The 26,274-nt window shown below is 68.6% G+C and carries 21 protein-coding genes and 1 tRNA gene; 10 read left to right on the forward strand and 12 right to left on the reverse strand.

Annotated features, from left to right (window positions below):
- Positions 1-624 precede the first annotated feature (624 nt).
- Both purD and AC1DGD_RS00110 read left to right on the forward strand, forming a co-directional pair.
- Positions 625-1,935 carry a phosphoribosylamine--glycine ligase gene (purD, locus tag AC1DGD_RS00105; RefSeq protein WP_476855508.1) on the forward strand — a complete coding sequence of 437 codons (1,311 nt, stop codon included), beginning with the start codon at positions 625-627 and terminating at the stop codon, positions 1,933-1,935.
- Positions 1,932-2,933: a phosphoribosylaminoimidazolesuccinocarboxamide synthase gene (locus AC1DGD_RS00110; RefSeq protein WP_476855509.1), complete on the forward strand. Its 1,002-nt coding sequence runs from the start codon at positions 1,932-1,934 to the stop codon at positions 2,931-2,933. The genes purD and AC1DGD_RS00110 overlap by 4 nt, the downstream gene beginning before the upstream one ends.
- 33 nt (positions 2,934-2,966) lie before the next feature.
- Here AC1DGD_RS00110 and AC1DGD_RS00115 read toward each other — a convergent pair whose 3' ends face one another.
- Positions 2,967-4,232, reverse strand: coding sequence for a helix-turn-helix domain-containing protein (locus AC1DGD_RS00115; RefSeq protein WP_476855510.1), 1,266 nt, complete (start codon positions 4,230-4,232; stop codon positions 2,967-2,969).
- Positions 4,233-4,363: 131 nt separating this feature from the next.
- Here AC1DGD_RS00115 and AC1DGD_RS00120 point away from each other — a divergent pair, with 131 nt between their 5' ends.
- Positions 4,364-4,582: a hypothetical protein gene (locus tag AC1DGD_RS00120; protein ID WP_018776166.1), complete on the forward strand. Its 219-nt coding sequence runs from the start codon at positions 4,364-4,366 to the stop codon at positions 4,580-4,582.
- A gap of 236 nt (positions 4,583-4,818) precedes the next feature.
- Here the strand turns inward: AC1DGD_RS00120 and AC1DGD_RS00125 are convergent.
- The 5 genes from AC1DGD_RS00125 to AC1DGD_RS00145 all read right to left on the reverse strand — a co-directional run bounded on the left by AC1DGD_RS00125 (position 4,819) and on the right by AC1DGD_RS00145 (position 12,330).
- A tRNA-Pro gene (locus AC1DGD_RS00125) sits at positions 4,819-4,895 on the reverse strand.
- A gap of 128 nt (positions 4,896-5,023) precedes the next feature.
- Complete coding sequence (locus tag AC1DGD_RS00130) at positions 5,024-6,949, reverse strand: ABC transporter ATP-binding protein (protein WP_476855511.1); 1,926 nt, start codon at positions 6,947-6,949, stop codon at positions 5,024-5,026.
- Positions 6,946-8,769: an ABC transporter ATP-binding protein gene (locus AC1DGD_RS00135; protein ID WP_476855512.1), complete on the reverse strand. Its 1,824-nt coding sequence runs from the start codon at positions 8,767-8,769 to the stop codon at positions 6,946-6,948. Before AC1DGD_RS00135 ends, AC1DGD_RS00130 begins: the two co-directional genes overlap by 4 nt.
- A 318-nt stretch (positions 8,770-9,087) precedes the next feature.
- Positions 9,088-10,035 (reverse strand): metallophosphoesterase, encoded by a 948-nt coding sequence (locus AC1DGD_RS00140; protein ID WP_476855513.1) that lies wholly within the window; start codon positions 10,033-10,035, stop codon positions 9,088-9,090.
- A gap of 3 nt (positions 10,036-10,038) precedes the next feature.
- Positions 10,039-12,330, reverse strand: a complete 2,292-nt coding sequence (locus tag AC1DGD_RS00145) for a transglycosylase domain-containing protein (RefSeq protein WP_476855514.1) — start codon at positions 12,328-12,330, stop codon at positions 10,039-10,041.
- Between the two features lie 37 nt (positions 12,331-12,367).
- On the opposite strand from AC1DGD_RS00145, the gene AC1DGD_RS00150 reads away from it, so the two are divergent.
- Genes AC1DGD_RS00150 through AC1DGD_RS00160 form a run of 3 tightly spaced genes read left to right on the forward strand, consistent with a single transcriptional unit; the run spans position 12,368 to position 14,044 of the window.
- Positions 12,368-12,523 (forward strand): DUF4177 domain-containing protein, encoded by a 156-nt coding sequence (locus AC1DGD_RS00150; protein ID WP_003797879.1) that lies wholly within the window; start codon positions 12,368-12,370, stop codon positions 12,521-12,523.
- A 2-nt stretch (positions 12,524-12,525) separates the two neighbouring features.
- Positions 12,526-13,116, forward strand: coding sequence for a RidA family protein (locus tag AC1DGD_RS00155; RefSeq protein ID WP_476855515.1), 591 nt, complete (start codon positions 12,526-12,528; stop codon positions 13,114-13,116).
- A gap of 16 nt (positions 13,117-13,132) precedes the next feature.
- Positions 13,133-14,044 (forward strand): NUDIX hydrolase, encoded by a 912-nt coding sequence (locus tag AC1DGD_RS00160; protein ID WP_476855516.1) that lies wholly within the window; start codon positions 13,133-13,135, stop codon positions 14,042-14,044.
- Positions 14,045-14,463: 419 nt separating this feature from the next.
- Here the strand turns inward: AC1DGD_RS00160 and AC1DGD_RS00165 are convergent, their stop codons facing one another.
- Entirely contained in the window at positions 14,464-15,141 is a 678-nt protein-coding gene (locus AC1DGD_RS00165) for a Crp/Fnr family transcriptional regulator (protein ID WP_011693220.1), read from the reverse strand.
- A 215-nt stretch (positions 15,142-15,356) separates the two neighbouring features.
- On the opposite strand from AC1DGD_RS00165, the gene AC1DGD_RS00170 reads away from it, so the two are divergent.
- Complete coding sequence (locus tag AC1DGD_RS00170; RefSeq protein WP_476850249.1) at positions 15,357-16,541, forward strand: MarP family serine protease; 1,185 nt, start codon at positions 15,357-15,359, stop codon at positions 16,539-16,541.
- A 51-nt stretch (positions 16,542-16,592) separates the two neighbouring features.
- Here the strand turns inward: AC1DGD_RS00170 and AC1DGD_RS00175 are convergent, their stop codons facing one another.
- The 3 genes from AC1DGD_RS00175 to acs all read right to left on the reverse strand — a co-directional run bounded on the left by AC1DGD_RS00175 (position 16,593) and on the right by acs (position 20,498).
- Positions 16,593-17,786 carry a DUF2332 domain-containing protein gene (locus tag AC1DGD_RS00175; RefSeq protein WP_476855517.1) on the reverse strand — a complete coding sequence of 398 codons (1,194 nt, stop codon included), beginning with the start codon at positions 17,784-17,786 and terminating at the stop codon, positions 16,593-16,595.
- Between the two features lie 2 nt (positions 17,787-17,788).
- Complete coding sequence (aroQ, locus tag AC1DGD_RS00180; RefSeq protein WP_230009056.1) at positions 17,789-18,265, reverse strand: type II 3-dehydroquinate dehydratase; 477 nt, start codon at positions 18,263-18,265, stop codon at positions 17,789-17,791.
- A gap of 202 nt (positions 18,266-18,467) precedes the next feature.
- Positions 18,468-20,498 (reverse strand): acetate--CoA ligase, encoded by a 2,031-nt coding sequence (gene acs, locus AC1DGD_RS00185; RefSeq protein ID WP_476855518.1) that lies wholly within the window; start codon positions 20,496-20,498, stop codon positions 18,468-18,470.
- Positions 20,499-20,929: 431 nt separating this feature from the next.
- Between acs and AC1DGD_RS00190 the strand changes: the two genes are divergently transcribed.
- From AC1DGD_RS00190 to AC1DGD_RS00200, 3 genes are all read left to right on the forward strand, one after another.
- Entirely contained in the window at positions 20,930-22,402 is a 1,473-nt protein-coding gene (locus AC1DGD_RS00190) for a hypothetical protein (protein ID WP_476855519.1), read from the forward strand.
- A 96-nt stretch (positions 22,403-22,498) separates the two neighbouring features.
- Positions 22,499-23,269, forward strand: coding sequence for an endonuclease III (gene nth / locus AC1DGD_RS00195; RefSeq protein WP_230008030.1), 771 nt, complete (start codon positions 22,499-22,501; stop codon positions 23,267-23,269).
- On the forward strand, positions 23,266-23,946 hold the full coding sequence (locus AC1DGD_RS00200) for an NUDIX hydrolase (protein ID WP_230008029.1): 681 nt from the start codon (positions 23,266-23,268) through the stop codon (positions 23,944-23,946). Before nth ends, AC1DGD_RS00200 begins: the two co-directional genes overlap by 4 nt.
- Before the next feature lie 85 nt (positions 23,947-24,031).
- On the opposite strand, the gene AC1DGD_RS00205 is transcribed toward AC1DGD_RS00200, so the two are convergent.
- Both AC1DGD_RS00205 and AC1DGD_RS00210 read right to left on the reverse strand, forming a co-directional pair.
- A complete protein-coding gene (locus tag AC1DGD_RS00205; protein WP_476855520.1) occupies positions 24,032-24,355 on the reverse strand; it encodes a YegP family protein in 324 nt (107 codons plus the stop codon).
- An 80-nt stretch (positions 24,356-24,435) separates the two neighbouring features.
- Positions 24,436-26,178, reverse strand: coding sequence for a bifunctional 3'-5' exonuclease/DNA polymerase (locus tag AC1DGD_RS00210; protein WP_476855521.1), 1,743 nt, complete (start codon positions 26,176-26,178; stop codon positions 24,436-24,438).
- Positions 26,179-26,274 lie beyond the last annotated feature (96 nt).

Genomic DNA, 26,274 nt, shown 5'->3' on the forward strand with positions numbered 1-26,274 from the left:
GCATGTTTTCCGGTACCACGGGACATGTCCAGTCCTGGGACCCGGGCGTGGGCATGTTTTCCGGCACCACGGGACATGTCCAGTCTTGGGACCCGGGCGTGGGCATGGTGGCATTGTGCCCATTGGCCGCGGCCGGGGCAGGACATGTCCCCCGGATTGCCCGGCGCCCGTCGGAGCCGCGCTGCGGACTCAGATGCAGTCCCGCGGCTGGTGCCTGGGTCTGTGACAGGCGGCCGGGGACATGTCCGGCCGTAACTTGGCGCGTGCAACATGCTCCCCGGACCCAGTAGGACATGTCCAGCCTTGGCACCCCGGCAGGGACATGCTCTCCGGCACCACGGGACATGTCCAGCCTCGGGAGCCAGGCATGGGCATGGTGGCATTATGCCCAGTGGCCGCGGCCGGGACTGGGCATGTCCCGCGGGTTGCCCCCGGTCCCCGGCGCTGCTGAGCTCAGGATTGCCTGGTGCCCGGGACTGCCGGACTCAGGATTGCCGCCCTGCGCCGGGGGCGCCGCGCTCAGGATTGCCCGGCGCCCGCGAGGCGCCGCCGCGAAAATTGAGCATGTCCGGCGGCCGACACAGCTTAGGAGCCTGCGGGGTGCACCACGTACCCTTGGAGACTGTGAAGGTACTTGTCATCGGCCCCGGCGGCCGCGAACACGCCATTGTCCGATCCTTGCTTGCAGACCCGAACGTTTCCGAGGTCCACGCGGCCCCGGGCAACGCCGGCATCAGCGCGCTGGTCCCCACATATGCGATCGACGCGAACGATCCCGACGCCGTCGCGGCGTTGGCCCTCAAGCTCACCGTTGACCTGGTGGTGGTCGGTCCGGAGGCGCCGCTCGCAGCCGGCGTGTCCGACGCCGTCCGCGCCGCCGGCGTCCCGGTCTTCGGCCCCAGCAAGGCCGCGGCCCAGCTGGAAGCGTCCAAGGCATTCGCCAAGGAAGTCATGGCCGAGGCCGGCGTGCCCACCGCAATGGCCCGCGTTGCCTCCAACGCCGGGGAAGCCGCCGACGCCCTCGATACCTTCGGCGCCCCGTACGTCGTCAAGGACGACGGGCTCGCGGCCGGCAAGGGCGTCGTGGTCACCTCCAACCGGGACGAGGCCCTCGCGCATGCCCAGACCTGCTTCGACGCGGGCGGCACCGTGGTGATCGAGGAGTTCCTGGACGGACCCGAGGTCTCCGTGTTCGTCCTTTGCGACGGCACCAACACCGTGGCCCTGTCCCCGGCGCAGGACTTCAAGCGCATCTTCGACAACGACGAGGGCCCCAACACCGGCGGCATGGGCGCGTACACACCGCTGGAGTGGGCCCCCGAAGGCCTCGTGCAGGAAGTGATCGACCGCGTCGCCCAGCCCACGGTCAACCAGATGGCGCACCGCGGCACCCCGTTTGTCGGCGTCCTCTTCGTCGGCCTCGCCCTGACCTCGCGCGGCACGCGGGTCATCGAATTCAACGTCCGGTTCGGCGATCCCGAAACCCAGGCCGTCCTCGCCCGGCTCAAGACGCCCCTCGGCGGGCTGCTCATGGCAGCGGCCAAGGGCGAGCTGGACAAGGTGCAGCCCCTGCGCTGGTCCAAGGACACGGCCGTCGCCGTCGTCGTGGCCGCCGAAAACTACCCCGACACCCCGCGGACGGGCGACCGCATCCGGGGCCTGAAGAAGGTCGACGCCCTGGACGGCGTCCACGTGATCCACGCCGGGACCAAGCTCGACGGCGAAGGCAAGGTCGTCTCCGCCGGCGGCCGCGTCCTGGCCGTGGTGGCGCTGGGCACGGACCTCGTGGAGGCCCGGGAGCGGGCGTACGACGGCGTCGAGCTCGTCCAGCTGGACGGCAGCCAGTTCCGCACCGACATCGGCGGCAAGGCCGCCCGCGGCCAGATCCGGGTAGCCGGGCCGGGAACCGCGGCCGCGTCGAAAGCGAAGGCATGAACGTGACCGAATCCGCAGCGCCGACGCCCGGCACCCAGCCCGAGACCACGCCTGAGACCCCGCCTGAGACCCCGCCCAAGGGCGGGCTCGACACCGCTACGCAGGACCTGCCCGGCTGGCGGCACGTCTACTCCGGCAAGGTCCGCGACCTCTACGTCCCGACGGACCCGGCGCTCGCGGAACGCTTCGGCCAGGATTGTGTCCTGGTGGTGGCCAGCGACCGGATCAGTGCGTTCGACCACGTCCTGGCCAGCGAGATCCCGGACAAGGGCCGCATCCTGACCCAGCTGAGCCTGTGGTGGTTCGACCAGCTCGGCGTCGCGCACCACGTCCTCGCCTCCACGGCCGACGACGGTGTCCCCGCCGCCGTCGAGGGCCGGGCAATGATCTGCAAGAAGCTGGACATGTTCCCGGTCGAATGCATCGCCCGCGGCTACCTCACCGGCACCGGGCTCGCGGAGTACCGCGCGTCGGGCACAGTGTGCAGCATCCCGCTGCCCGCCGGCCTGGTTGACGGGTCACGGCTGCAGGAGGCGATCTTCACGCCGTCGGCCAAGGCCGAGGTGGGCGAGCACGACGAGAACATCACTTATGACGCCGTCGTCGGCCTCGTGGGTGCGGACGTCGCGGCGGACCTGAGCAGGCTGACCCTGGAGATCTATACCAAGGCCGAGGAAATCGCGCGCGGCCGCGGCATCATCCTGGCGGACACCAAGGTGGAGTTCGGCCTCGACGCGGCGACCGGCGTCATCACGCTCGGCGACGAGGTGCTGACCCCGGATTCCTCACGGTTTTGGGATGCGGCCACGTACCGGCCCGGGCAGGCGCAGCCGTCCTATGACAAGCAGTATGTGCGCGACTGGCTGACCTCGCCGGAGTCGGGCTGGGACAAGGCCTCGGACACGCCCCCGCCCGTCCTTCCGGCCGACGTTGTGGCGCGCACCCGCAGCCGCTACGTGGAGGCCTACGAGAAGCTCACCGGCCGGACGTTCGCCTAGCTGTGCCGTTCGCCCAGCCCGGTCCGGCCGGGGCTAGGCTTCCGCGGAAGCGGCCTCGGCCCGGCGCTGGGCGAGCTTGATCTCGAGCACGGCGTCCAGCGCCTGCTGGACCCGGTCCGAGGCGCCCGCCGCGCTGAACTCCTTCTGGGCTTCCTCGAGGTACACCAGCGCCTCCGCGGCCTCCCCGGCGGCCTTGAGCGCCTTCCCCAGGAGCAGGGAGACCTCGCCGGCCGTGTGCCGGGCCAGAGCCTCCCGCTCGGCATGGATCTCGCGCAGCTTCTGGACGGCGGCCACGATGTCGCCCGTGAGGTAGAGCCAGCGGGCCCGGATGAAGGCGACCTCCAGCTGGTCGGTCTTGTTGCCGCCGACAATCGACAGGGCCAGTTCGGCGCGCTCGATCGATGAGAGCGTCTCGGGTTCGACGATTCCCGAGGAGAGGCGGACGGCGGCGGAGGCCTTGTTGAACCGGGCCCACAGGTCGATGTCGTTGGCCGGGGAGAGCAGCCGGCCGGCCCGCTCGTGGTACTTGATCCCCTCGGGATAGTCGTGGCGCATGAAGGCCACGTTGCCGATCACCCAGGCCACCTCGCCGGCGAGCTGGGACATCGAGTGGTCGTCCATCTGGTCGTTCATGGCCTGGCAGTACTCCCAGGCCTCATCGAGCCGGCCGCTCTCGGCCAGGGCACCAATCAGGGCGCGGAGGGCGCCGATGATCATGGTGGAGCCTTTGGGCAGCTGTGCGCAGAGCCGCACCGCTTCCTGCGCATGCTCGACGGCGGCGGTCAGCTGCCCCTGGCCCTGCGAGGCTGCGGCGAGCATCTGCTGGGCCCGGACGCCGAGCCCGGCAGACTCCGCGGCCATCGGGTGCTCCAGGAGATTCTGGACCACGTCCTTGCACTCCTGCCAGAGGCCCTGCTTGATCAGGCACTCGGCCTGCATATAGGTCATGTTCCACCACGCGCTGGTGTTCTTGGCCTCCAGGGCGATCCTGGCGGCGGCGGCGGCGTGGGTGGCGGCCACGGGGTAGTCCCGGAGGTCCCAGGCCTGCCGGGCATACAATCCCGCGAGCACGTATTCGGCGTCGCTGACGGACACCGGCTGGCTCCAGGCCTCGAGCGCCTTGGGGGCCAGTTCAAGCCGGCGGGCAAGCTCCTCGATGACATCGGCGGTCGGCTCGCGGCGTCCGGTTTCCAGCAGAGAAATGTAGCTGGGGGAGTACAGGTCACGGCCCAACTCCGCCTGCGTCAGGCCCCGTTCGAGCCGTTCCGCGCGGAGCTTCTCCCCAAATCCGTTCCCCACGGATACCTCCTAATTCCGGACATTCTTTGTACTAAATGCTTGACAGTCTCTGTAGAAACCATTTTACAATGTGTGTCAACAAGGGTAGTGCTGACTTGGTTAAGGAACCCCAACCCATATTGAGGAAACTTATGTTGAAGAAGATTGCAGCCGGCGCCGTTTTGGCGGGCGCACTGGCATTCTCCGCCGCGGCCCCGGCCGTGCTGTCCGCTGCTTCACTTACCGATGTCTCAGACGTTGCCGCCGTCGGCAACTGGCCCGATCCCATGCGCACCGCCCAGGCGGTGGGCAACTGGCCCGACCCCATGACCCACTCGCTGAACGTCGGCAACTGGCCCGACCCGATGTAACAAGCCCGATGTAACAAGCCCGACACGGCAGGCGCGGCGCAGCAACGGCCGGCTGCCTGCGGCACGGATATCCGGCACAGCCCCGGGAGATTTCCTCCCGGGGCTGCGTTGTGTCCGGGGGGCAGGGGCCGGGCCCTGGCCGGGACGATCGCCGGTGCCGGTGTCATGAAATCGTGCCGGCCCTACCACCGGACATACAAAAGAGGACCCTCCATGTGGAGGGCCCTCTTTGTGTTTGGTCGGGATGACAGGATTTGAACCTGCGACCTCGTCGTCCCGAACGACGCGCGCTACCAAGCTGCGCCACATCCCGATCCGTTGCTTCAAAAGCAACTTCACAAGAGTATCCGATCATGGCCCCGGATGTGAAATCGGGCGCCGGCCGGGACGTGTCCCGCCGTCGTCCCGGCCCGGACGCCGACCGGTCCCGGCAGGCGCTGTTCAGACCAGCGAGTCTTTCCAGGCGCCGTGGAGCCGGGCGAAGGCGCCGCCGTCGCCGATCAGCTGCTCCGGGGTGCCGTCCTCCACGACCCGTCCGTCGTGCACCACCAGCACCCGGTCCGCCGTCTCCACGGTGGAGAGCCGGTGGGCAATGATCAGCGCTGTCCGCCCGGGACCGGGGGCCGAGTCCGGGCCGGGGGTCGAGTCTGCAACGGGCTGTCCGCCGCCCGCCTGTCCACCGGACGGCCGCTGGCCGGCCTCCCGGGTGCCGGCCTCCCGTGTCCCGCGCAGGAGCCCCGCGAGGCCCTGCTGGACCATGCGCTCCGACGGGATGTCCAGCGAGGACGTTGCCTCGTCCAGGATCAGCACGGCCGGGCGGGCCAGGAACGCGCGGGCGAAGCTGATCAGCTGGCGCTGCCCGGCGGAGACGCGGCCGCCGCGCTTGTTGACGTCGGTGTCGTAGCCGTCCGGCAGTTCCATGATGAAGGCGTGCGCCCCCACCGCCCGGGCCGCGTCCTCGATCTCCGCACGCGAGGCTTCGGGCCGGCCCAGGGCGATGTTGTCCGCCACGGAGCCGCTGAACAGGAAGGCCTCCTGGGTGACCATGACGACGTTCCTGCGCAGGTCCTCGGTGCTGAGCTGGCGCAGGTCCACGCCGTCGAGGGTCAGGGACCCGGCGGAGACGTCGTAGAAGCGGGCAATCAGCTTCGCGAGCGTGGATTTGCCGGCGCCGGTCTGCCCGACGAGCGCGACCGTCTGCCCGGCGGGGATGTGCAGGTCCAGCCTCGGGATGACCACCGGGCCGTCGCCGTAGCGGAATTCGACGCCGTTGAAGTCGATGCTGCCCCGCGCGTCGTGCAGGGCCGCGGGTGTTTTCGGCGGCCGCACGGTGGGGACCTCCTCGAGCAGGCCCGAGACCTTTTCCAGGGCCGCCTGGGCGCTTTGGAAGGAGTTGTAGAACATGGCCATCTGGTCCACCGGCTGGAAGAAGCGCTTGGCGGACAGGATCAGGGCCAGGAGCACGCCGACCTCCAGGTCGCCGCTGAGGACCCGGAAGCCGCCGGTGAGCAGCACGAGGGCCACGCACACGTTCCCGATCAGTACCAGCCCCGGCTGGAAGATGCCGTTGAGGTTGATGGAGCGGACGGTCGCGCGGCGGTAGTCCTCCGACAGTTCGGAGTAGCCCGCGGCATTCTCGCGTTCCTTCCGGAAGGCCTTCACGGCGCGGATCCCGGTCATGGTCTCCACGAAGTGCACGATCAGCCGGGCCGAGACCACCCGGGATTCGCGGAAGGCGATCTGGGAGTGCTTCTGGTACCAGCGGGCCAGGAAATACATCGGCACGCCGGCGGCCAGCACCAGCACGCCGCTGCGCCAGTCCAGGGCGAACACCGTCACGGCGGTAAACGCCATGAACAGCATTCCCGAGGCCAGCGAGCTCACGCCGGAATCCAGGAGTTCGCGAAGGGCCTCCAGGTCCGAGGTCTGCCGGGCGATGATGCGCCCCGAGGTGTATTTCTCGTGGAATTCCAGGCTCAGCCGCTGCGTGTGGCGGAAGACCCGGACGCGGAGGTCCAGCAGCATCGCCTGGCTGAGCCGCGCCGTCGAGGTCACGTACAGGGCGGTCAGGCCGGCCGCCACGACGGCCGCGGCAAGGTAGGCGACGCCGGTCAGCACCAGGGGCAGGTTGTCGCCGGCGCGCACGGCGGGCAGGGCGTGGTCGATACCGAAGGCGATCAGGGCCGGCCCGGCCACGCGGGCGGCCTGGGACAGCACGACGGCGCCGATCGTCAGCCAGAACCGGGCCCGGACGGGGCGGATCAGGGAGCCCAGGAGGGTCAGGGAGCGCCGCCGGACGGCCTTGCTTTCGTTCCTGCTGAGGTGCGCGTTGTCCTCATTGGCGGTGCCGAACGTTGCGCTGCTCATCGGGAAATCTCCTCGGACTGGTCCTCGAGGGCGGACAATTCTGAATCCAGGTCCCGCGGTTCCGGGTCCAGGCTGGCGATCACGTAGCGGTAATGGCTGTTCTTGGCGAGCAGTTCCGCATGGGTTCCGACGGCGGCGATCCGGCCGTCCTCGAGCAGGGCCACCCGGTCGGCCAGCGCTACCGTGGAAGGCCTGTGGGCCACGATCAGCGTGGTGGTGTCCGCGAGGACCTTGCGCAGCCGGGCCTCGACGAGGACCTCGGTGTTCACATCCAGCGCCGAGAGCGGGTCGTCCAGGACCAGCACGGCCGGTTTCGCGGCGATGGCCCGGGCCAGGGCGATGCGCTGGCGCTGGCCGCCGGAGAGGCTGAGGCCCTCCTCGCCGATCAGGGTATCGACCCCGTCCGGCAGGGAATAGGCGAAGTGGGCCTGGGCGACGTCGAGGGCTTCCTCCAGGGCCGCGTCGCGGCCCTTCGCCGATCCGGCGTCGGGCGCGCCGAGCAGGACGTTGTCCCGGACGGAGCTGGAGAACAGCGTGGTGTCCTCGAACGCCACGGAGACCACGGTGCGCAGGTCCTCCACCGCGAACTCGCGCAGGTCCACTCCGTCGATGGTGATGGCACCGCCGGTGACGTCGTAGAGGCGGGGGACCAGCTGGAGCAGGGCGCTCTTGCCGCCGCCCGTGATGCCCACGAGGGCCATGGTTTCGCCGGGGCGGATGTCCAGGGTGATGTTCTTGAGGATCGGCTTGTCCGGGGCGTCCTCGAACGCGAACGAGGCATTGCGGAAGCTGAGGGCACCCTTGAGGCCGGCCGGGCGGCGGGGCTGGTCCGGGCTGGTGATCGTGTTCTGCGCGTCCATGACCTCGAAGTGCCGGTCCACCGCGGACTTCGCGGTGAGGGCCATCGCCAGCAGCATGCCGCAGAACTCGACCGGCGCGGCGACCACGGCGGCGGTGGCGAAGAAGGCCACCAGGGACCCGATGGAGAGCTGGTCCGTGGAGGCCAGCAGGATGCCGACGACGAGGCCGGCGCCGAGCGCGAGTTCGGGCAGGAGCGTCACCACCAGGCTGAACGTGGCCAGGTGTTTGGCCTTGGCGATCTCGGTCTGCCGGAGTTCCTCGGCCTGTTCGTTGAAGTTCTCCAGGGCCTCCCGGCTGCGGCCGAAGGCCTTCAGGACGCGGATGCCGTGCACGGATTCCTCGACCGTGGTGGCGAGGTCCCCGGCCTGGTCCTGGCTGCGCCGGGCCACCTTGCTGAAGCGGGTGCGGAAGCGGAATCCGTAGATCATGATCGGCACGGCGGCGGCCAGGAAGATCAGGGCCAGCTGCCAGCTCATGGCAAACATCACCGCGACGCCGATCACCACGGTGAGCGTCGTGACCACCAACATGATGGCGCCGAAGGCCATCCAGCGGCGCAGGAAGTTCAGGTCCGTCATGGCCCGGGACAGCAGCTGACCGGAGCCCCAGCGGTCATGGAAGGAAACTGTGAGGTCCTGCAGATGCCCGTAGAGCGAGACCCGCATCCGGGTCTCGACGGTGGTGGCGGGATTGATGACGAACTGCCGGCGCAGGGCCACGAGGCCCGCCTCGGCGATGCCCAGGACCAGGATGAGGAGCGAGGCAGTCCAGACGGCTTCCGCGCTGCCGCCGGGGGTCAGGGACTCGTTGACCAGCACGCGCAGCACCTGCGGGATGGCCAGTGCCATGACGCTGGCCAGCAGCGCGCAGAGCAGGCCCATGACCAGCCGGGGCAGGATTGGCCTGACGTGCGGGTAGAGACGGCTGATGGAGGTGAAGAATGAGCTCTGCTTGGCCATGCCTGCTTCTTAAGACGCCCGTGCATAGATCGCACCGTTGAATGTAGTTTCCTGTAGCAACTACCCTAGGCCATCGGGTGACCGGATTCACACGTTGTTCAGCGCTCCCAGCATCTCGCCCAGTCATTGCGATCCGCAATAGGTGCGGGCGGCGGGTGGCCGCGGGACATGTCCGGTGGTGGCCGCAGCGGGTGGGCATTGTGGGCCTATGCCCAGTGCCCGCGACCAGGGGAGGGTATGTCCCGTGGGCTCGGGCGCCAGGGGAGGGCATGTCCACCGGCCAGGCCGGAGGGCGGGCAGCACTGGCCGCGGCCAGGCCTAGGCGCGGGAGGTCAGCGTGAGCAGAACGGCTTCGGGCCGGCAGGCAATGCGGACCGGGGCGAAGCGGGACGTGCCGATGCCGCCCGAGACGTTCACCGGCGTCGTCCTCCCGTTGCTCTCCCAGGTGTGCAGCCCCCGGGCCCGCCACGTGGGCAGGTCGCAGTTGGTGACCAGGGCCCCGTAGCCCGGGACGCAGATCTGGCCGCCGTGGGTATGGCCGGCCAGGAGGAGGTGGGCGCCGGCTTCGGTGAAGTGGTCGAGGACGCGCTGGTAGGGTGCGTGCGCGACGGCGATGCGCAGGTGCGGGTCGGCGTCCCGGCCCTTGGTCCCGCGCGGCCAGCCCGCGTACCGTTCGAGGCGCAGGTGCGGATCGTCAACGCCGGAGAAATCGAAGCGCATGCCCTTGAGCACGACCGACTGGCACCGGTTGGTCAGATCCACCCAGCCGGACATGCCGAACTCGGCACGCAGCCGGGGCCAGTCGAGCCTTTCCGGGTGCTTGCGCTCGCCCGAGGGCCCGAGCAAATATGACGCCGGGTTCTTCAGGCTCGGGCCGAAGTAGTCGTTCGAGCCGGGGACAAACACACCGGGAAATTCCAGCAGGGGCCGCAGGGCCGCTACGAGGGGGTCCACGCCCTTGGCATGGCTGAGGTTGTCGCCCGTGTTCACCACGAGGTCCGGCCGTAACTGCGCCAGGGAAGACAGCCACTGCGCCTTCCGGTGCTGGCCCGGAACGAAGTGGATATCGGACAGGTGCAGTATCCGGAACGGGCCGAACCCGGCCGGCAGGATGGGGAGGGTTTCCTCCCTGATCACAAACTGGTTCTTCTCCCACAGCCCGTAGCCGGTAGCGGCCGCCCCCGCCGCCGTCCCGATCGCGGCGGTCACGGCAAAGCCGCGTCCGATGCTTCGAACGCGGCTCGCCAGGTCATTGCCCAGGGTCATCGGCTACTTCTTGCCGGAGGACTTCGTAGGTGCCGGAGTCGGGTCGGCGGACGGTTGTGTGGCCGGCTCGGTGCTCTTGGCGGTCGGAATGGAGGTCCGCGGCGTTGAGATCGGGTCCGGGACCGGGGCCGGGGAGTACAGCATGTCCGACGGCGGGGCCGGGAACGGATCGGTGCCGTAGGCCGGTGCCACCTGGGCCATGTAGTTCGAGAACTGCGGCCCGGCGATCATGTAACCGTCGATGCCCTTGTAGAAGTTGCCGTTGATCGTGACGTTCTGCCCGGCGCGCTGCTGGTTGCCCAGGGGATCGCCAAACCACGTGGCCGTTGCCAGGCCGCTGGTGTAGCCCGCCACCCAGGTGGAGCTGTTGTTGTCGTTGGTGCCGGTCTTCGCCGCGATGGGGAACGTGGTCCGGGTCGAAATCCGGGGCTGGATCAGCGAGCCCGAGCCGCGGTTGAGCACTTCCTGCATGGCGTACGCGACGCCGTGGGCCACCTCGGGCTTGATCGCGTCCCTGCAGTTGGGTGACTGGGCCGGCAGCTGGGCGCCGGTCGCGTCCGTCACCGACTCGATGGCCATCGGTTCGCAGTACTTGCCGTTGTTGGCGAAGGTGGCGAATGCGCTGGCCATGGTCAGCGGCGCCGTCTGGCGGGCGCCGATCAGGCTGCTCAACCGGGTCATCGGAACCTTGGGGTTGGGATCGTCTCCGTTCGGGCTCGGCAGGCCTTCGTGGATACCGACGGCGTCCACGATCTTCTGGATCCCGCAGAGGTCCACCTGGGCGGCAGAGGCGAACGTGATGGTGTTGATGGAGTTCGCCAGGCCGTCAAGGACCGACATGTACTTGTAATGGTTCTCGTCCGCGTTCTGCAGGTCGTGGGTGCCGGCCGTGTCGTCGTACGAGTCGGTCGTCGGTGTGGGGCAGGTGTTCTTCCACGGGAAGCCGGGCGGGTATCGGCGCACGGCGCCGTTGAGCTGGGTGCTCATCGACTTGCCCTCGTTGAGCCACTCCGCGAACGTGAACGGCTTCATGGTGGAGCCGGGCTGGAAGCCGCCGAGACCGTTGAGGTCATTGCCCTTGGCGTCCTGCACGTCCACGTTGAAGTTCTGGGTCTGGTCGAACTTGCCGTCGGCCGGGAACCAGACGGTGTTCTGGGCCATGGAGACGATCTTGCCCGAACCAGGCTGCACGGACACCAGCGAGGCGCCCCACTTGTCCGGGTTCGCGCCGGCCGACCCGTCCACCTGGGCCTGGGCCACGGCCTGGGCCTTCGGGTCCAGCGTGGTCTTGATGGTCAGGCCGCCGCGGAAGATCTTCCGCTCACGCTCGGCAGCGTCGGCCCCGTACGCCGGATTGTTCAGGAGCAGGTGGAGCACGTAGTCGCAGAAGTACGGCGCCGTCTGCGAATACGCACAGCCCTGGCGGGGCTGGGTGACCTTGGTCTGCACCGGCGTCGCCACCGCGGCATCGTAGTCGGCCTGCTTGATCTTGCCCTGCGTCAGCATCGCGTGGAGCACGAGGTCGCGACGGACCTTGGCGTTCTCCGGATTGGTGATCGGGTCGTAGTAGGAGGGGCTGTTCACGACGCCGGCCAGCAGGGCCGCCTGCGGCAGGGTCAGGTCCTTGGCCGTGGTGCTGAAGAAGAACTTGGACGCGGCCTCGATGCCGTAGGCGTCCCGGTTGAAGAACACGATGTTCAGGTAGCCCTCGAGGATCTGCTCCTTGGTGAACTTCTTCTCCAGCGCGATGGCCAGCTTCATTTCACGGAGCTTGTCCCCGACGCCCTTGTTGACGCCATTGAGCAGGACCTCGTCGCCCTTGCCCTCGGCCTCCAGCGAGGAGTTGATGACGTTGTTGACGTACTGCTGCGTGATCGTGGACGCGCCCTGCTTGTTGCCGCGGGCGGTGCTCACGAGCGCGCGCAGGATGCCGGTGGTGTCCACACCGCCGTGCTCATAGAAGCGGCTGTCCTCGATGGCGATGATCGCGTCCTTGATGTGCGGTGACATCTGGTCCAGCGAAACACGGGTGCGGTTTTCCGCGTAGAGGTTCGCGATCGGGCTGCCGTCGGACGCCAGGATCGTGGTCGACTGGCTCGGCGGATCGACCTTCAGCTCAGCGGGGAGCGTGTCAAAAAACTGGATCGAACCGCTCGCCGCACTGCCCGAGACGGCCGCCGCGGGGACCAGGAGGCCCGCCACCAGGACACCGCAAATAGCGCTCACGCCCAGGAAAAGAAAGATCTTTCCGAGGGTGGTGGCCGTGTCGAATAAAGGGTTCTTGCCAGTCGCCATGTTTTCCACTTTACCGGCAACGACTAGGCTTTATGTCATGACCAAATGGGAGTACGCCACGATTCCGCTCATTATTCACGCCACAAAGCAGATCCTGGACCAGTGGGGTGACGACGGCTGGGAGCTCGTCCAGGTTGTTCCGGGACCCGATGGAAACGGCCTGGTTGCCTACCTGAAGCGGGAGAAGCAGTAGCCATGAACACCCCCTCAGAAGCCGCTCCGGCCACGCCGGCGGGCGCGGAAAACATCTCCGAAAACACGGCCGGCGCAGCGAGCCCCACGGCCGGTGCGGGCGCGTCGTCCGCCGTCGAACAGCGCCTCGCGGAGTTGGGCCTGACGCTGCCCGACGTCGCTGCTCCGGTCGCGGCGTATGTTCCGGCCGTGATTTCCGGCAACCACGTCTACACCTCCGGGCAGCTGCCGTTCATCAACGGCAAGCTCGAGGCCACCGGAAAGGTTTCCACCGGTTCGGCGGGCGCCTCCGACGAATCCACGGTGTCCCCGGAGGACGCGAAGGCCTACGCTGCCGTCTGCGCCGTCAACGCCCTGGCCGCCGTCAAGAGTGTGATCGGCGACCTCGACCGCATCACGCGGATCGTCAAGGTTGTCGGATTTGTATCCTCCGACCCTTCCTTCACCGGCCAGCCCGGTGTCATCAACGGCGCCTCGGAGCTGCTGGGCCAGGTCTTCGGCGACGCCGGCCAGCACGCACGTTCCGCCGTCGGCGTATCCGTTCTGCCGCTCGACTCGCCCGTCGAAGTCGAACTGATCGCTGAATTCGCCTAGTAGACCGGTTACTTCGTTGCCTCAGTTAGAACGCCGCCTGTTCGTCCTGCCCCCGGATCTTGAGGGAGCAGCCCGCAGCTGGATTGAACACGGTGAGCGGACGCCCCGCGCGCCCCGTTTGGCCTCCTCCGTGATCCTGCTGCGGGATTCGCCCACGGGCCTGGAGACCTGGCTCGGCTACCGCACGGGGTCCTCCCCGCTCGGTGTCCTCGCCTTCCCCGGCGGATCGCTGGAATCCACCGACGACGACGCCGTCGGCTGGCTGGGCCCCTCACCCCAGCACTGGGCTGAGCAGATGGGGACGTCCGACGTCGGGCTGGCGCGCCGACACGTCGTCGGTGCCATCCGTGAACTGTTTGAGGAGACCGGCATCCTGCTGGCCGGCCCCGACCTGTCCACCACGGTGGAGTTGACCTCCAGCGCCGACTGGATGCGCGCCCGCGAAGCCGTGGCCGAGCAGGAGAAATCCTTCACCGACCTGCTCGCCAAGCGCGGGCTCTCGCTGCGCACTGACCTGCTCAAACCCCTGGTGAACTGGCTCAGCCCCGACTTCGCGCACCGCCGGTTCAACACCCGCTACTTTGCCGCCACCGTGCCCGTGAACCAGCAGCCCTCGCTGCTGGCCAGCAAGGGCGTCTGGGGCCGCTGGGTGTGCGTCCGGAAAGTCGTGAGCGAGCGGGACAGCACCGTGCTGGGTGACGAGGTAGGGCAGGAGAACACCGTCGGCCGGACCCTGGGCGAACTCCTGGTCCCTGGCTCGGAGATCATGCTTGAGAAGATGGCCAAGGCCAACGGCTGCATCGCCTACCTCAGCTACAAGCGCAAGGCCCACGTCTACCAGCCGAAGCTGGTCGAGGAAGACGGCCGGCTCATGCTTGAAGTCGAAGCAGCCAAAACGATCGCCGGCGAACCGCAGCGGGAACGCTAGGCCCGGGGAGCGCCGACGCCACGGAAGGCTGACTCCATGCGGGCAGCCTGTTAGGGCTTGGCTTGGGCGGGGACCGGGCGGGGGCCGGGCGATTCCCGGGACATGCCCGGGACATGCCCCGCCCTGCTCCTGAGCACTGGACATGTCCCTTCGTGCCGCGTGCCGGCCCGGGACATGCCCTCCGGTGGACCTGACAGGTGGACATAGTGGCATTATGTCCAGTCGTTGCAGCCGGGGCGGGACATGTCCCTTCGTGCTGCCTGCCGGCCCGGGGACATGCTCCGCCCCGATCCGCACCAGTGGACATGTCCCGCGGACAACCAGCCCGAAACCGCCACCGCGAATTAACGGCAGAAGATTAACGGCAGAAGGCCGGTCCCGTTTCCGGGGCCGGCCTTCGTGGTTGCTGCTGGGGATCCCTAGCGGGAACGCTGGCGCAGGCGCTGCATGTCAAGGATGACGACGGCGCGCGCTTCCAGTCGCAGCCAGCCGCGCTGCACGAATTCTGCGAGGGCCTTGTTGACCGTTTCACGGGAGGCGCCAACCAGCTGTGCGAGCTCCTCCTGCGTCAGTTCGTGGGCGACCAGGACGCCGTCGGTCGCCGGGCGGCCGAAGCGGTCGGCCAGATCCAGCAGCGCCTTGGCCACACGGCCCGGCACGTCGGAGAAGACGAGGTCGGAAAGGGAATCGTTGGTGCGGCGCAGGCGGCGTGCCAAGGCCTGCAGCAGCTGGGCCGAGACCTCGGGGCGGGTGCGCAGCAGCGCGTTGAGGCTCTCGTTCTTCAGGCCGGCGAGACGCGTCTCGGAAACGGCAGTTGCCGTGGCCGTGCGCGGGCTGGGGTCGAACAGCGCCATTTCGCCGAAAAGTTCGCCCGGGCCGAGGATGGCCAGCAGTGATTCGCGGCCGTCCGGCGACGTGCGGCCGAGCTTCACCTTGCCGGAGACGATGAAGTAAAGCTGGTCACCCTGGTCGCCTTCCCGGAATACCGAGGCACCGCGTGAAAGGTCCACCTCGGTAAGTTCGTCCGTCAGCAGACGGAACGCCTCGTCGTCGAGCGTGGCGAAAAGGGGTGCGCGGCGCAATACCTCGATATCCATGAAATCTCCTGACTAGCTGTGTCGGCTGGGGCGCTTCAGCCATTCTTTCAGAATTTTGGAGCTTCTGTGACGTAGTTGGCACGGAAACGCCCGAAGGGGCCGAAAGCGAACGGCTCGGGAAGTCCGCGCAGATCCCTGTGCAGGCTGGCGGCCGGTCGGCAAACGTTCAGCTTACACCGGTAGAATCGTCGCTGAACTGTCTGTGAGGAGCCCCGGTGTTTGGCTTGACCATTTTGGACCTGCTGTTGGTTGTGGCGCTCTTGTCCTACCTGATCCACGGTCTTCGCAACGGCTTCCTTGTGACGCTCGGAGGCATCGCGGGATTCGCGGCAGGCGCCGTCGCCGCCTTCGTCTCCGTGCCCATCGTCAGCGGCCTCGTGGAGGACAGCGGCTGGCGCCTGACGGCGATCGTCGCCACGGCGGTCCTTCTGATGATCGTGGGCAACGGCCTCGGCACCATGATCGGGCGGCGAATCCGCAGCGTGGTCCCGTTCAGCCCCCTGCGGGCGGCGGACCGCCTCGTGGGCGGGGGCGTGAACGTGGTGGTGTCCGCCCTTGTGATGTCGATGCTGGCGTTCAGCATCGGGGCCCTGGGTGTGCCGTTCGTGTCCCAGCAGCTCGCGGAATCCAAAGTCATCAGGTTCATCGACGGCGTGACGCCGATGCCGGTCAAGGCATCAATGGCGCAGCTGCGTTCCGCCGTGATCGGCGAGGGAATCCCCACGCTGCTGGACGGCTTCGGCCAGAGCCAGCCCGTTGCCGTTCCGGACACCAGCACCGACACGCCGGCGCTGAACAAGGCCGCCGCGTCCGTGCTCAAGATCGCCGGAACCGCCTACCAGTGCGGTCAGAACCAGACGGGAACAGGCTTCGTCGTCGCCCCCGGGCGCGTGGTGACCAACGCCCATGTGGTCGCCGGGGTCGACGAACCGGTGGTGGAAACGCCCGGTGGCCGGGCACTGCCTGGGCGCGTCGTGTACTTTGACTCCCAGCACGACCTCGCCGTCGTGGCCGTTGACGGTCTGCGCTCGGAACCCCTGGCGCTGGCCGCCGACCTGCCGTCCGGCAGCGCCGCGGCCTTTGCCGGCTATCCGCACGGCGGGCCTTTCCAGTCCAAACCGGCCACGGTGCAGGACATCGCCACCGTGCTGGTCCCGGACATCTATGGCAAGAATGCGTCGCCTGAGGACGTCTACCGGCTGGCCGGCGACGTGCAGCCGGGCAACTCCGGGGGTCCGCTCCTGACCATGGACGGGCAGGTGGCTGGGGTGGTCTTTGCCAAGGCCACAACCGAGTCCTCGCTCGGATTTGCGATCACCATGAATGACTTGAGCCCCGTGGCGGCTCAGGCGCCGGGTCTGGGCAGTGCCGTTTCGTCCGGACAGTGCATCAAGAAATAACCGGACGGCCACGCAGGCCCTAGCCACAGCCAGGCCGGAGCCGCACGCAGGCTATAGCCACTCCAGGCTCTGCCCGTGCGGGCCCGTGATGGCTGCCGGCTGGCCGTCCTGCAGCAGCAGGAACCGCCCGCGGAGCCGGGCGTCATCCATTTCCGGGACCACACTGGACCCGTCTGCCTGCACCACCACCATGTGGCCTTCGTTCGAGAGCCAGTAGCAGCCCCGCTCCGCGGCAAGATCCGCCATGGTGCGCCGGAACCGGGAGCGGCCGCCGGCATCCAGGTACGCCATGACGGCGCTGTGGAATACCACCAGGGCGGCGTCGGCCGGGGCGCGGCCGGCGAGTTCCACAAGTTGTTCGTTGAGGTCGCCGGCCACCAGCAGCGGCGGCCGTTCCCTGGCAATGGCGATCGCCTGGCGCAGCCGTTCAAGCCGGAACTCCTGCTCCGGCCAGACGAGGGCTTCTAGCCAGGCGACGTCGGCCGGGTCACGCACGTCCAGGGGGTTGAGGTCGATCCCGGCACGCCATGCCACCCGGGGAATTTCCGCCGGCAGCGGCACCGGGCCCGAGGTGAGGCAGCGCAGGACCGGAAACGTGCCGGGCCGGGCGCCATCCGGAACCAGCCGCGTCGTCCTTGCTTCCGCCGCCGCCGGGTCCGCCGCCGACTCATCCCGTGCCCCCGCCCCGGTGTCGACAAACTCGTAACCGTAGCGGTCAGGGAACAGTGCCAGCCCCGCCGAGGCGCCCACCTCGATGAGGGCCAGCGGCCGGCCCTCTGCCGCGGATATCTGCGCGAGTGAGGGCAGCAGGGTGGCGCAGCGGCCGGCCTCGTTCGTCTGCGTGGACCGGGACAGCACGATTTCCGAGACCGCGTCCCAGTGATGGTCCAGGAACCTCCGGAAATCGCGGTAAGGGCTGATCTGCGCGCCGAGGAACCGGGCCGCGGCGAGGATCAGCAGCGGCTGGCGCTTGTTGTGCGGCCACTGATCAATCCGCCGAATCACCTCGGCGTCCCCGGCGATCCCCACGGACCACGCGGCATAGCAGGGGGAGGAGCCGGGGGCGTCGACCGTGCCGAAGTGCCGGTACCACTGCGCTGTGTCTGTGTCCGTGTCCGTGTCCGTAGCCGTAGCCGTAGCCGTAGCCGCGCCCGGTGCTGTGTCCGAGGCGGTGCCCGTGGCAGGGTCCGGAGTTGCGGACGGTTCCCCGGATGCTCCCGCCGCCGCGGGTTCCACGGGGGACATGCTCAGTCCCCGGCCGCGTGCAGCCCGGCGAGGTATTCCACCGCGAAGCGGTAGCCCAGGATGCCGGCGCCGGCGATCACGGCCTTGCTGATGTCCGAAAGGTAGGAATGGTGCCGGAAAGGCTCGCGGGCGTGAACATTGGTGATGTGCACCTCGACCGTCGGCAGGGCAACAGCGGAAATGGCGTCCCGGATGGCCACGGACGTGTGCGTGTAGGCGCCGGCGTTGAGCACGATTCCCACCGCCTTCCCGCGGGCGGCGTGGATGGCGTCCACGAGGGCCCCTTCATGGTTGGACTGGAAGCACTCGACGTCCAGGCCGTGCGCGGCACCGGCGTCTTTGGCGAGCTGTTCGACGTCGGCCAGCGTCGCCGTCCCGTATTTCTCGGGCTCGCGGGTGCCAAGCAGGTTCAAATTGGGTCCGTTGAGAACCAGGATGGTGCCGCGGCCGGCAACGGTGGCGGAGGTGGCTTCAGTCATGTCTGCAAATCTATCGCGCCGCGGCCCGCGCGCGCCGTTCGTTACTGCCGCATTCTTCGCTGCTGCGGATGTTCCCGCCGCGGCCGCGTCGACAGACAGGACCAACGACGACGGCGGCGCGGCCCACCACGGTGGGCGGCGCCGCCGCCGGACAAACAGGCCAGCCAAACACAGCCGACGAACCCTTATCGGAACGAGCCGGCTATTTCTTCAGCGACTGCGCGATCTGGGCCATGACGGTGTTGTCCGCCAGGGTGGTCGCGTCGCCGACTTCGCGGCCTTCGGCGACGTCCTTGAGCAGGCGGCGCATGATCTTGCCGGAGCGGGTTTTGGGCAGTTCCGGGACCACGAGGATGGTTTTGGGTTTGGCGATCGGGCCGATTTCCTTGCCCACGTGGTTGCGGAGCTCCTGGACGATCGCGTCGCCGGTGTCCACGGCGTCGGCGCGGAGGATCACGAAGGCGACGACGGCCTGTCCGGTGGTCTCGTCCGCGGCTCCGACGACGGCGGCTTCCGCCACCGCGGGGTGGGACACGAGTGCGGACTCGATTTCGGCGGTGGAGAGGCGGTGGCCGGAAATATTCATCACGTCATCGACCCGGCCCAGCAGCCAGATGTCGCCGTCCTCGTCTTTCTTGGCGCCGTCGCCGGCGAAGTACATGGTCTCGAAGCGGGACCAGTACGTTTCCTTGAACCGCTCCGGGTCGCCCCAGATCCCGCGCAGCATGGCAGGCCACGGTTCGCGGATTACGAGGAAGCCGCCGTGGCCGTTGGGTACGGATTCGCCGAGTTCGTCCACGACGTCCACGGCGATGCCCGGCAGCGGGACCTGGGCCGAGCCGGGCTTGGTGGCCGTGACGCCGGGCAGCGGGGCGATCATCTGCGCCCCGGTCTCGGTCTGCCACCAGGTGTCCACGATCGGCGCGGAGTTTTCCTTCCGCTCGCCGTTCTTGCCGGCGTTGCCGCCGATGACCTCGCGGTACCACATCCAGGCCTCGGGGTTGATGGGTTCGCCGACGGAACCGAGGACCCGGATCGAGGAGAGGTCGGACTTGGCCGGGATGTCCTTGCCCCACTTCATGAAGGTGCGGATCGCGGTGGGGGCGGTGTAGAGGATGGAGACCTTGTACTTCTCCACGATTTCCCACCAGCGGCCCTGGTGCGGGGAATCCGGGGTGCCCTCATACATGACCTGGGTGGCGCCGTTGATGAGCGGGGCGTAGGCGACGTAGGAGTGCCCGGTGATCCAGCCGACGTCGGCGGTGCACCAGTAGACGTCGGTCTCCGGGTGGAGGTCGAAGACCGCCTTGTGCGTGTAGGCGCCCTGGGTGAGGTAGCCGCCGGTGCTGTGCAGGATGCCCTTGGGCTTGCCCGTCGTGCCGGAGGTGTAGAGGATGAAGAGCGGGTGTTCGGAGTCGTGCCCGACGGCGGTGTGTGTGGGGGACGCGGCGCCGACGGTGTCCGCCCACCAGTGGTCCCGGCCCTCGTGCCAGTCCACGTTCTGGCCGTTGCGCTTGACCACCACGACGTTCTGCACGGTGTGTCCGGTGCCGTCTCCCTCGTGGGACAACGCGTCGTCGACGGCCGGCTTCAGCGCGCTGGGCTTGCCGCGGCGGTAGGTGCCGTCGGCCGTGACCACGAGCTTGGCCTCGGCGTCGTCGATCCGGGAGCGCAGGGCTTCGGCGGAGAAGCCGCCGAAGACCACGGAGTGGATCGCGCCGATCCGGGCGCAGGCCAGCAGGGTGATGACGGCCTCGGGGATCATGGGAAGGTACACGGCCACACGGTCGCCCTTGGCCACGCCGAGGGACTCGAACGCGTTCGCGGCCTTCTTCACCTCCTCGGTCAGCTGCGCGTAGGTGTAGGTGCGGGTATCTCCCGGCTCACCCTCGAAGTAGATCGCCACCCGGTCCCCGTTGCCGGCCTCGACGTGCCGGTCCAGGGCGTTGTAGGCGGCGTTGACCTCGCCGCCGACGAACCACTTAGCGAACGGCGGGTCGGACCAGTCCAGCGCCTGGGTGAAGTCCTTGGACCAGCTCAGCAGCTCCCGGGCCTGCTTCGCCCAGAACGCCGGACGGTCGGCGTCGGCCTCCGCGTAATCGGCGGCGGTGACCACTGCGTTCGCGGCGAACTCGGCCGAGGGCGCGAAACGGCGGTTCTCCTGGGACAGGTTTTCGAACGCATCGCCCTGGGGTGTCTGCGTGGCCGTGGAGCCGGGTGTCTGCTGGGACATGGTGAACCTCATCATTCATCGATCCGGGCTGCGCGGCCGTGCTCGCCACCGTCGCGCCGGGCCGCATGCGCGACGTCGGGCGGCGGCAGACGGCGGCAGTGCCGCTAGCGCTGTCTGGAATCAACACTAATACTTGGGTCCGACCAAACGTGCGCCCCGTCACAAACAGCACCGTGAGCGGTGTTCGTTAAGCGCCGAGTGGTCTGTCCCCGGCGCCGGACGGCGGGCCGGGGCAAGCGTCCGGGATTCGGAAATCTGGGGAATTCTGCTGCGTCCGCCCACGGCTTGTCAGCTAGTGATCGGCCATTCACTTGGCTAGGCTGAGATGAAGTTGTGACATCCGATGGAGGCGACAGGACCGCTGGCGGTCCTGTCCTTGCCTGCCGTTAGACGGCGCTGTCCAGGGCGCCGCCATGCTAAGGAGATACGGAATGAACGAGCAAGACAACGGGCAGCTCCGGGCGCCCGCCCAGAACCAGGGTGGAACGGCGCAGCCGGGGCCCGCCGGGTTCGGGGATGCGCCACGCTTCACGGTGGACAAAAAGACCGGGAAGAAGAACGAAGCCGTCCTCGGCCCGTTCACCATCCGTGACCTCACCGTTTTCGGCTCCACGCTGCTTCTTTTCATCGCCTCACTGATTCCTATGTTTGCCTTCGCCTACAACCTCTGGAACCTGGGCAGCCTCTTCTTCCTGGGCCTGGGCATCGTGCTGCCCCTCATTGTCACCGCGTTGTTTGTGGCCCGCCGCCTCAGCCCGTCGACCAAGATCCGGATCGGATCCCTGTCGATCGACCAGTTCGCGTCCGTTGTAGCGTCCTTCACGCTGGCCTTCTTTTTCCTCGCCGCCGCCGGGGCGTTCGTGCCGAGCATGCTGATCGCGCTCCTGGGCGCTTTGGGGCTCTTCGCCGCCACGGTGCTGGGCCGCTGGATCCCGTTCTTTGCCGGCGACTTCCTGGGCCGGGAGGACGCGCCTGCCCACGTGGTTGCCCGCGAAGCTGTTGTCCCGGTGCGAAAGCCCCGGGCACCGAAGGCGCCGAAGCAACCGAAGCAACCGAAGGAATCCAAATTGACCAAGGACGCTGCGGGTGCAGGCGCAGCCGGGGCGGGCGCCTCTCTGGCGGCCGCATCCGGCCAGGTTGCGTCCGGCCAGGTTGCGTCCGGCCAGGCCGCTTCCGGGGAGGCCGCGGGCTGGGCCAAGCGTCCGGCCACCGGCAGCCAGACGGCCACGCCGGCGGCAACCACACCTGCCGGGGCATCTTCGGCGGGTGCGGCGTCCGCCGCGGCCCCCAGCGCTGCGGCCCCCGGCGCACCGGAGACCCAGATCTCGGGCGTGGTGCCAGCCGCCGGCGCGGCTGCCCCGGCATCTACGGATTCATCGGCGGCCCCGACGCAGGCCCCGGCTCCGGAGTCTGCTTCGTCCGCCGCGGACAAGACCCGGACCGCGGGCGTCCCTGCTGCAGCCGGTGCCGCCGCCGCTGGTGTCGCCGCCGCTGGTGCCGCTGGTGCGGCTGCACAGACCGCTCCCGCCGCGGAACAGACCCAGGCCGCGGAACAGACCCAGGCCGCCGGCGTGCCGGCCGCCACCGGCGGCAGTGCCCCCACTACGGTCAACCCCCAGGTCCGGCCGCAGGAACAGGCCCGGCCGCAGGAACCCATCGGCGCGACCGTTGATCCCGCCAGCCGGCCCGCGGAGGATGATGTCCACCCCGTGCACGAGGCCTTCTGGTTCGCCGTCGCGCAGCCCCGCACCGCCGTCGATGTGCGCACCGGTGCCCCGGCGTTCGTCATTGAACCCGGCGGCTGGGTCCTTGCCCTGGAGGACCGCGGCAACGAGTTCCTGGTCCAGCACACCGACGGCCGGCTCGGCGTTTTGCGGGACCTCAGCAACATCGAACGCGGTTAGTCCGCCGCCGTGACCACGGAATCCGGCGGCTCGGAACCCGGCAACCCGATCCCGGGGAGCGCCAAGCCGGGTGCGCCGCGGGCGTCGGGGGAGTCAATGCTGGCGCTCAAGCGCCGCGCGCGCCGGATCAACCGGGAACTCGCGGAGCAGTACCCCTATGCCCACGCGGAGTTGGACTTCCGCACGCCGTTCGAGCTCGTGATAGCCACGGTGCTGTCCGCGCAGACCACGGACGTGCTGGTCAACCAGATCACGCCCCTGTTGTTCGCGCGCTACCCGGATGCGCGGCGGATGGCGGAGGCGGATCCGGCCGAGCTGGAGGCCATCATCAAGCCCACCGGCTTCTTTCGCGCCAAGGCCAGAAATCTTCTGGCGCTGTGCACCCGGCTGGTGGACGAGTACGACGGCGAGGTGCCGGGCCGGCTCGCGGACCTGGTGACGCTGCCCGGCGTCGGGCGGAAAACCGCGAACGTCGTGCTGGGCAATGCCTTCGGCATCCCGGGCATTACGGTGGACACCCACTTCGGCCGGCTGGCCCGGCGCTTTGGCTGGACCGAGTCGGATGATCCGGTCCGGATCGAGTCGGACGTCGCTGAGCTGTTCGAACCGAAGGACTGGACCATGCTCTCGCACCGCGTCGTCTTTCACGGCCGCCGTGTCTGCCATTCCCGGAAGCCGGCGTGCGGCGCCTGCGCGGTGGCCAATTGGTGCCCCAGCTACGGCATGGGGGAAACCGACCCGGAGAAGTCAAAGAAATTGCTGAAGTACGAACTCGCCCCGGGCCAGGAGCAACTGCTGGCCCGGCTGCTGGCCGAGACGCACCGCGCCGCGGAAATCCGGATGGAATCGCAGAGGAAACAGCCGTGACCGCGCGCCAGGACCTCGTCGAGCTCGTTGCCGCGGTGGAGGCGGGCACGGCGCCGGCCCCGGATCCGCGCTGGCGGGAACTCGCCGTCGAACCCGGCGAGCGGGTCCGTAGGGCGGCGGTGCTGATGCTCTTTGGTGCGCTCGACAACGTCCCCGCTGTGTCCGAGAAGTTGCTGGCTCCGGCCGATTTGGACGTGCTGCTGCTGCAGCGGGCCCAAACGCTGGAGGACCATCCCGGGCAGGTGGCGTTTCCCGGCGGCGGCATCGATCCGGGTGAGTCCGTGGTGGACGCGGCCCTCCGCGAGGCGGAGGAGGAGACTGGCCTGAACCCTGCGGGGGTGGACGTACTCGGCGTGATGCCTGAACTGGCCCTGCCCCGGGGCAATTTCCTGGTGACGCCGGTCCTGGCCTGGTGGGCTGCCCAGTCGCCGGTCCGGGTGGTTGACTACGGTGAATCCGCGCAGGTGTTCCGGGTCCCGGTCAGGGACCTGCTGGACCCGGACAACAGGGTGATGGCCACGGTCAGCCGGGCCGGCCAGACATTCCAGAGCCCAGCCTTCACCGTCAACGGCGTCGTGGTGTGGGGTTTTACCGGGATGATCCTGAACCAGCTTTTTGAACAGCTGGGCTGGGCCGTGCCGTGGGACCGCGCGCGGCTCTACGGGATTGATGTGTGAAGGCCGCACGGCGCCGGCCTGCCGGCCGGTCCGCTGGCTGTCAGCCGCCGGGCTGCCTGCCGGGCAGCAACGGGGTTGCAGCCATCTAGCCGGCAGCCACCGGGCTGCCTGCCAGGGGAGCCATCGCCCGTCCTCCCGACCTGCTGGAGGCGACCCGCCGGTGAGCGCCGGAATGATCCACAACCAGGCCGGTCGCGGCGTTCTCGCGCACGGCGTTGATGCCCGCCGCCGCGCTCTTGATGGAGCTGAAGAGCGGGGACACGGCCACTACCGTGCCATCCGCCGCCGTCAGCCTGAAGAAATAAGCCTTGTCGCCAGCTTGCGCGATCTCAAAAATGCCAGCCAAACCTGTGCCTCCCCAATATCCTTGCGTCGTTGCAATAGCCGGCGGTTCGTACGGGAAATTCACCGGCCTTTCCGAGGGTAGCCCGGTGACGGAGCGCACACAACGCTACCGACGGGTACGTTACAGGCGGTGACTTCGGTCACTCATTTGGCATTGTCGTACGAATCGACGACGGCCACGCTGACCGGAAATTCGACCGGAATGCGGCCGAACAAGAGCTCCTTCGCGGCATTTGCGGAGTCCTCGATCGCCTTGATGCTATCCCCGACGGCGGATTCGGGACAGTGGACCATCACCTCGTCGTGGAGGAAGAACACCAGTTCGCCGGCGGCTGCGCCGTCCGACCGTATGGCGCGAAGCCTCCGTCGCAGTTCCGCGAGCCAGCATGCCGCCCAGTCAGCGGCCGAGCCCTGGACCACAAAGTTCCGGGTGAAGCGGCCGCGCGAGCGTGCGATCGAGTCCGCCCGGCGCTGCTCTTCCGCGGTGGTGGAGTGCTGGCTCTGCAGCCAGCGCTCCGACGGCGGCGGGCTGCTCCGGCCCAGGCGCGAAGTCACGGTCCTGCCGGCTTCGCCGTCGCGGGCAGCCTGCTCGACGAAGCCCACGGCGCGGGGGTAGGTGCGGGCCAGCTGGGGCATCAGCCGGCCGGACTCGCCCGTGGTCGCCCCGTAGATTGCTCCAAGGAGGGCCACCTTCGCCTTCGCCCGGTCGCCGCCGAAGCCTTGGGCGGCAATGCCGGCGTAGAGGTCCTTGTCCCGGGCGGCTTCGGCCATTCTGGAATCCTGGGCCAGCGCCACGAGCACGCGCGGCTCCAGCTGCGAGGCGTCGGCAACGATCAGTTTGTGGCCGGGATCGGCGTGGACCGCGCCGCGGACCTGGCGCGGGATTTGCAGCGCCCCGCCGCCCCGCGACGCCCACCGGCCCGAGACCACGCCGCCCACCACGTACTCAGGCTGGAACCTGCCGTCCTTCACCCAGGTATCAAGCCACGCCCAGCCGTTGGCCGCGTGGAGACGGGCCAGTTTCTTGTAGGCCAGCAGCGGCACGATCACGGGGTGGCTGGATTCTTTCAGCTCCCATTGGCGGGTGGTTTTAACTTCGATGCCGTTGCGGTGCAGGGCGCGCATGAGCTCCTGCGGCGAGTCCGGGTTCAGCGCGGGCGACTTCAGCAGCAGCCTCAGTTCGGCCGTGAGCGATTCGAGTTTGGCCGGACGCTGACCGGGAGCCGGGCGGGGTCCGAGGTGTTCTGCGAGAATCTGCTCGTGGAGTTCCTCCCGCCACGGGACGCCGGTGTGCTGCATTTCGGCGGCGATCATGGCTCCGGCGGATTCCGCCGCGAGCAGCAGCTGGAGCCGTTGGCGCCGGCCGGCGTCAGGGACGACGACCGTGCCGGAGGCCGTTCCGGGCGCAGGTCCCGCCTGGCGAAGGGCCTCCTGCTGCGCGGCGTACTCGGCGCGGAGAGCCTCAATGGATTGGCCGGGACGCCGGCCGGAGGCCGGGGCATCAAACAAGGCCCCTTGTTCCGGCGGCGGGGCAGGAGGCTGCAGCCCCCGCGGGGGCTGGTTCAGCTCGTCGTCCTGGGTCAGCTTCTCCGCCGCCTGCGCGTAGCCGGTGTGGGCGGTGAACTCCGAGTGGGCCAGGATCGAACCGCACAAGGTGAGGTCGTAGCAGCGCTCGAGTTCCACCCCGGCGCGCAGCAACGCGGGATACCAGTCCTGCGTACGGTGCCAGATCCAGCGCGGGTGCCGCTCCTCAAACTCGCGCACAATTCCGGCGAGGTCGCCGGCCCTGACCACACGGGGTTCCGGATTGGAGGGTTCGGGGGCGCCATCGGCCGTGAGCTGCTGCAGTGCCGCGCCGTCGGCGTGGGCAGCGAGCAGCAGATACATAGGATCAATTCTGCCCTGCTCCGGGACGTGGTCTGTGCTCGGTCCCCGGCCGCGGTGCAGGAAAGACGCCGGACTTGTCCACATAGCCCACGACGG

It is taken from the genome of Arthrobacter sp. 05T45 (assembly GCF_056395875.1).

Bases quoted from the DNA above. Each gene is read 5' to 3' on its own strand.
- AC1DGD_RS00140 (WP_476855513.1), bottom strand. From the start codon at position 10,035: ATGACCCTGGGCAATGACCTGGCGAGCCGCGTTCGAAGCATCGGACGC.
- AC1DGD_RS00210 (WP_476855521.1), bottom strand. From the start codon at position 26,178: ATGTATCTGCTGCTCGCTGCCCACGCCGACGGCGCGGCACTGCAGCAG.
- AC1DGD_RS00120 (WP_018776166.1), top strand. From the start codon at position 4,364: ATGTTGAAGAAGATTGCAGCCGGCGCCGTTTTGGCGGGCGCACTGGCA.
- AC1DGD_RS00165 (WP_011693220.1), bottom strand. From the start codon at position 15,141: ATGGATATCGAGGTATTGCGCCGCGCACCCCTTTTCGCCACGCTCGAC.
- AC1DGD_RS00110 (WP_476855509.1), top strand. From the start codon at position 1,932: ATGAACGTGACCGAATCCGCAGCGCCGACGCCCGGCACCCAGCCCGAG.
- AC1DGD_RS00155 (WP_476855515.1), top strand. From the start codon at position 12,526: ATGAACACCCCCTCAGAAGCCGCTCCGGCCACGCCGGCGGGCGCGGAA.
- AC1DGD_RS00175 (WP_476855517.1), bottom strand. From the start codon at position 17,786: ATGTCCCCCGTGGAACCCGCGGCGGCGGGAGCATCCGGGGAACCGTCC.
- AC1DGD_RS00130 (WP_476855511.1), bottom strand. From the start codon at position 6,949: ATGAGCAGCGCAACGTTCGGCACCGCCAATGAGGACAACGCGCACCTC.
- nth (WP_230008030.1), top strand. From the start codon at position 22,499: ATGCTGGCGCTCAAGCGCCGCGCGCGCCGGATCAACCGGGAACTCGCG.
- AC1DGD_RS00135 (WP_476855512.1), bottom strand. From the start codon at position 8,769: ATGGCCAAGCAGAGCTCATTCTTCACCTCCATCAGCCGTCTCTACCCG.
- acs (WP_476855518.1), bottom strand. From the start codon at position 20,498: ATGTCCCAGCAGACACCCGGCTCCACGGCCACGCAGACACCCCAGGGC.
- AC1DGD_RS00145 (WP_476855514.1), bottom strand. From the start codon at position 12,330: ATGGCGACTGGCAAGAACCCTTTATTCGACACGGCCACCACCCTCGGA.
- aroQ (WP_230009056.1), bottom strand. From the start codon at position 18,265: ATGACTGAAGCCACCTCCGCCACCGTTGCCGGCCGCGGCACCATCCTG.
- AC1DGD_RS00190 (WP_476855519.1), top strand. From the start codon at position 20,930: ATGAACGAGCAAGACAACGGGCAGCTCCGGGCGCCCGCCCAGAACCAG.
- AC1DGD_RS00150 (WP_003797879.1), top strand. From the start codon at position 12,368: ATGACCAAATGGGAGTACGCCACGATTCCGCTCATTATTCACGCCACA.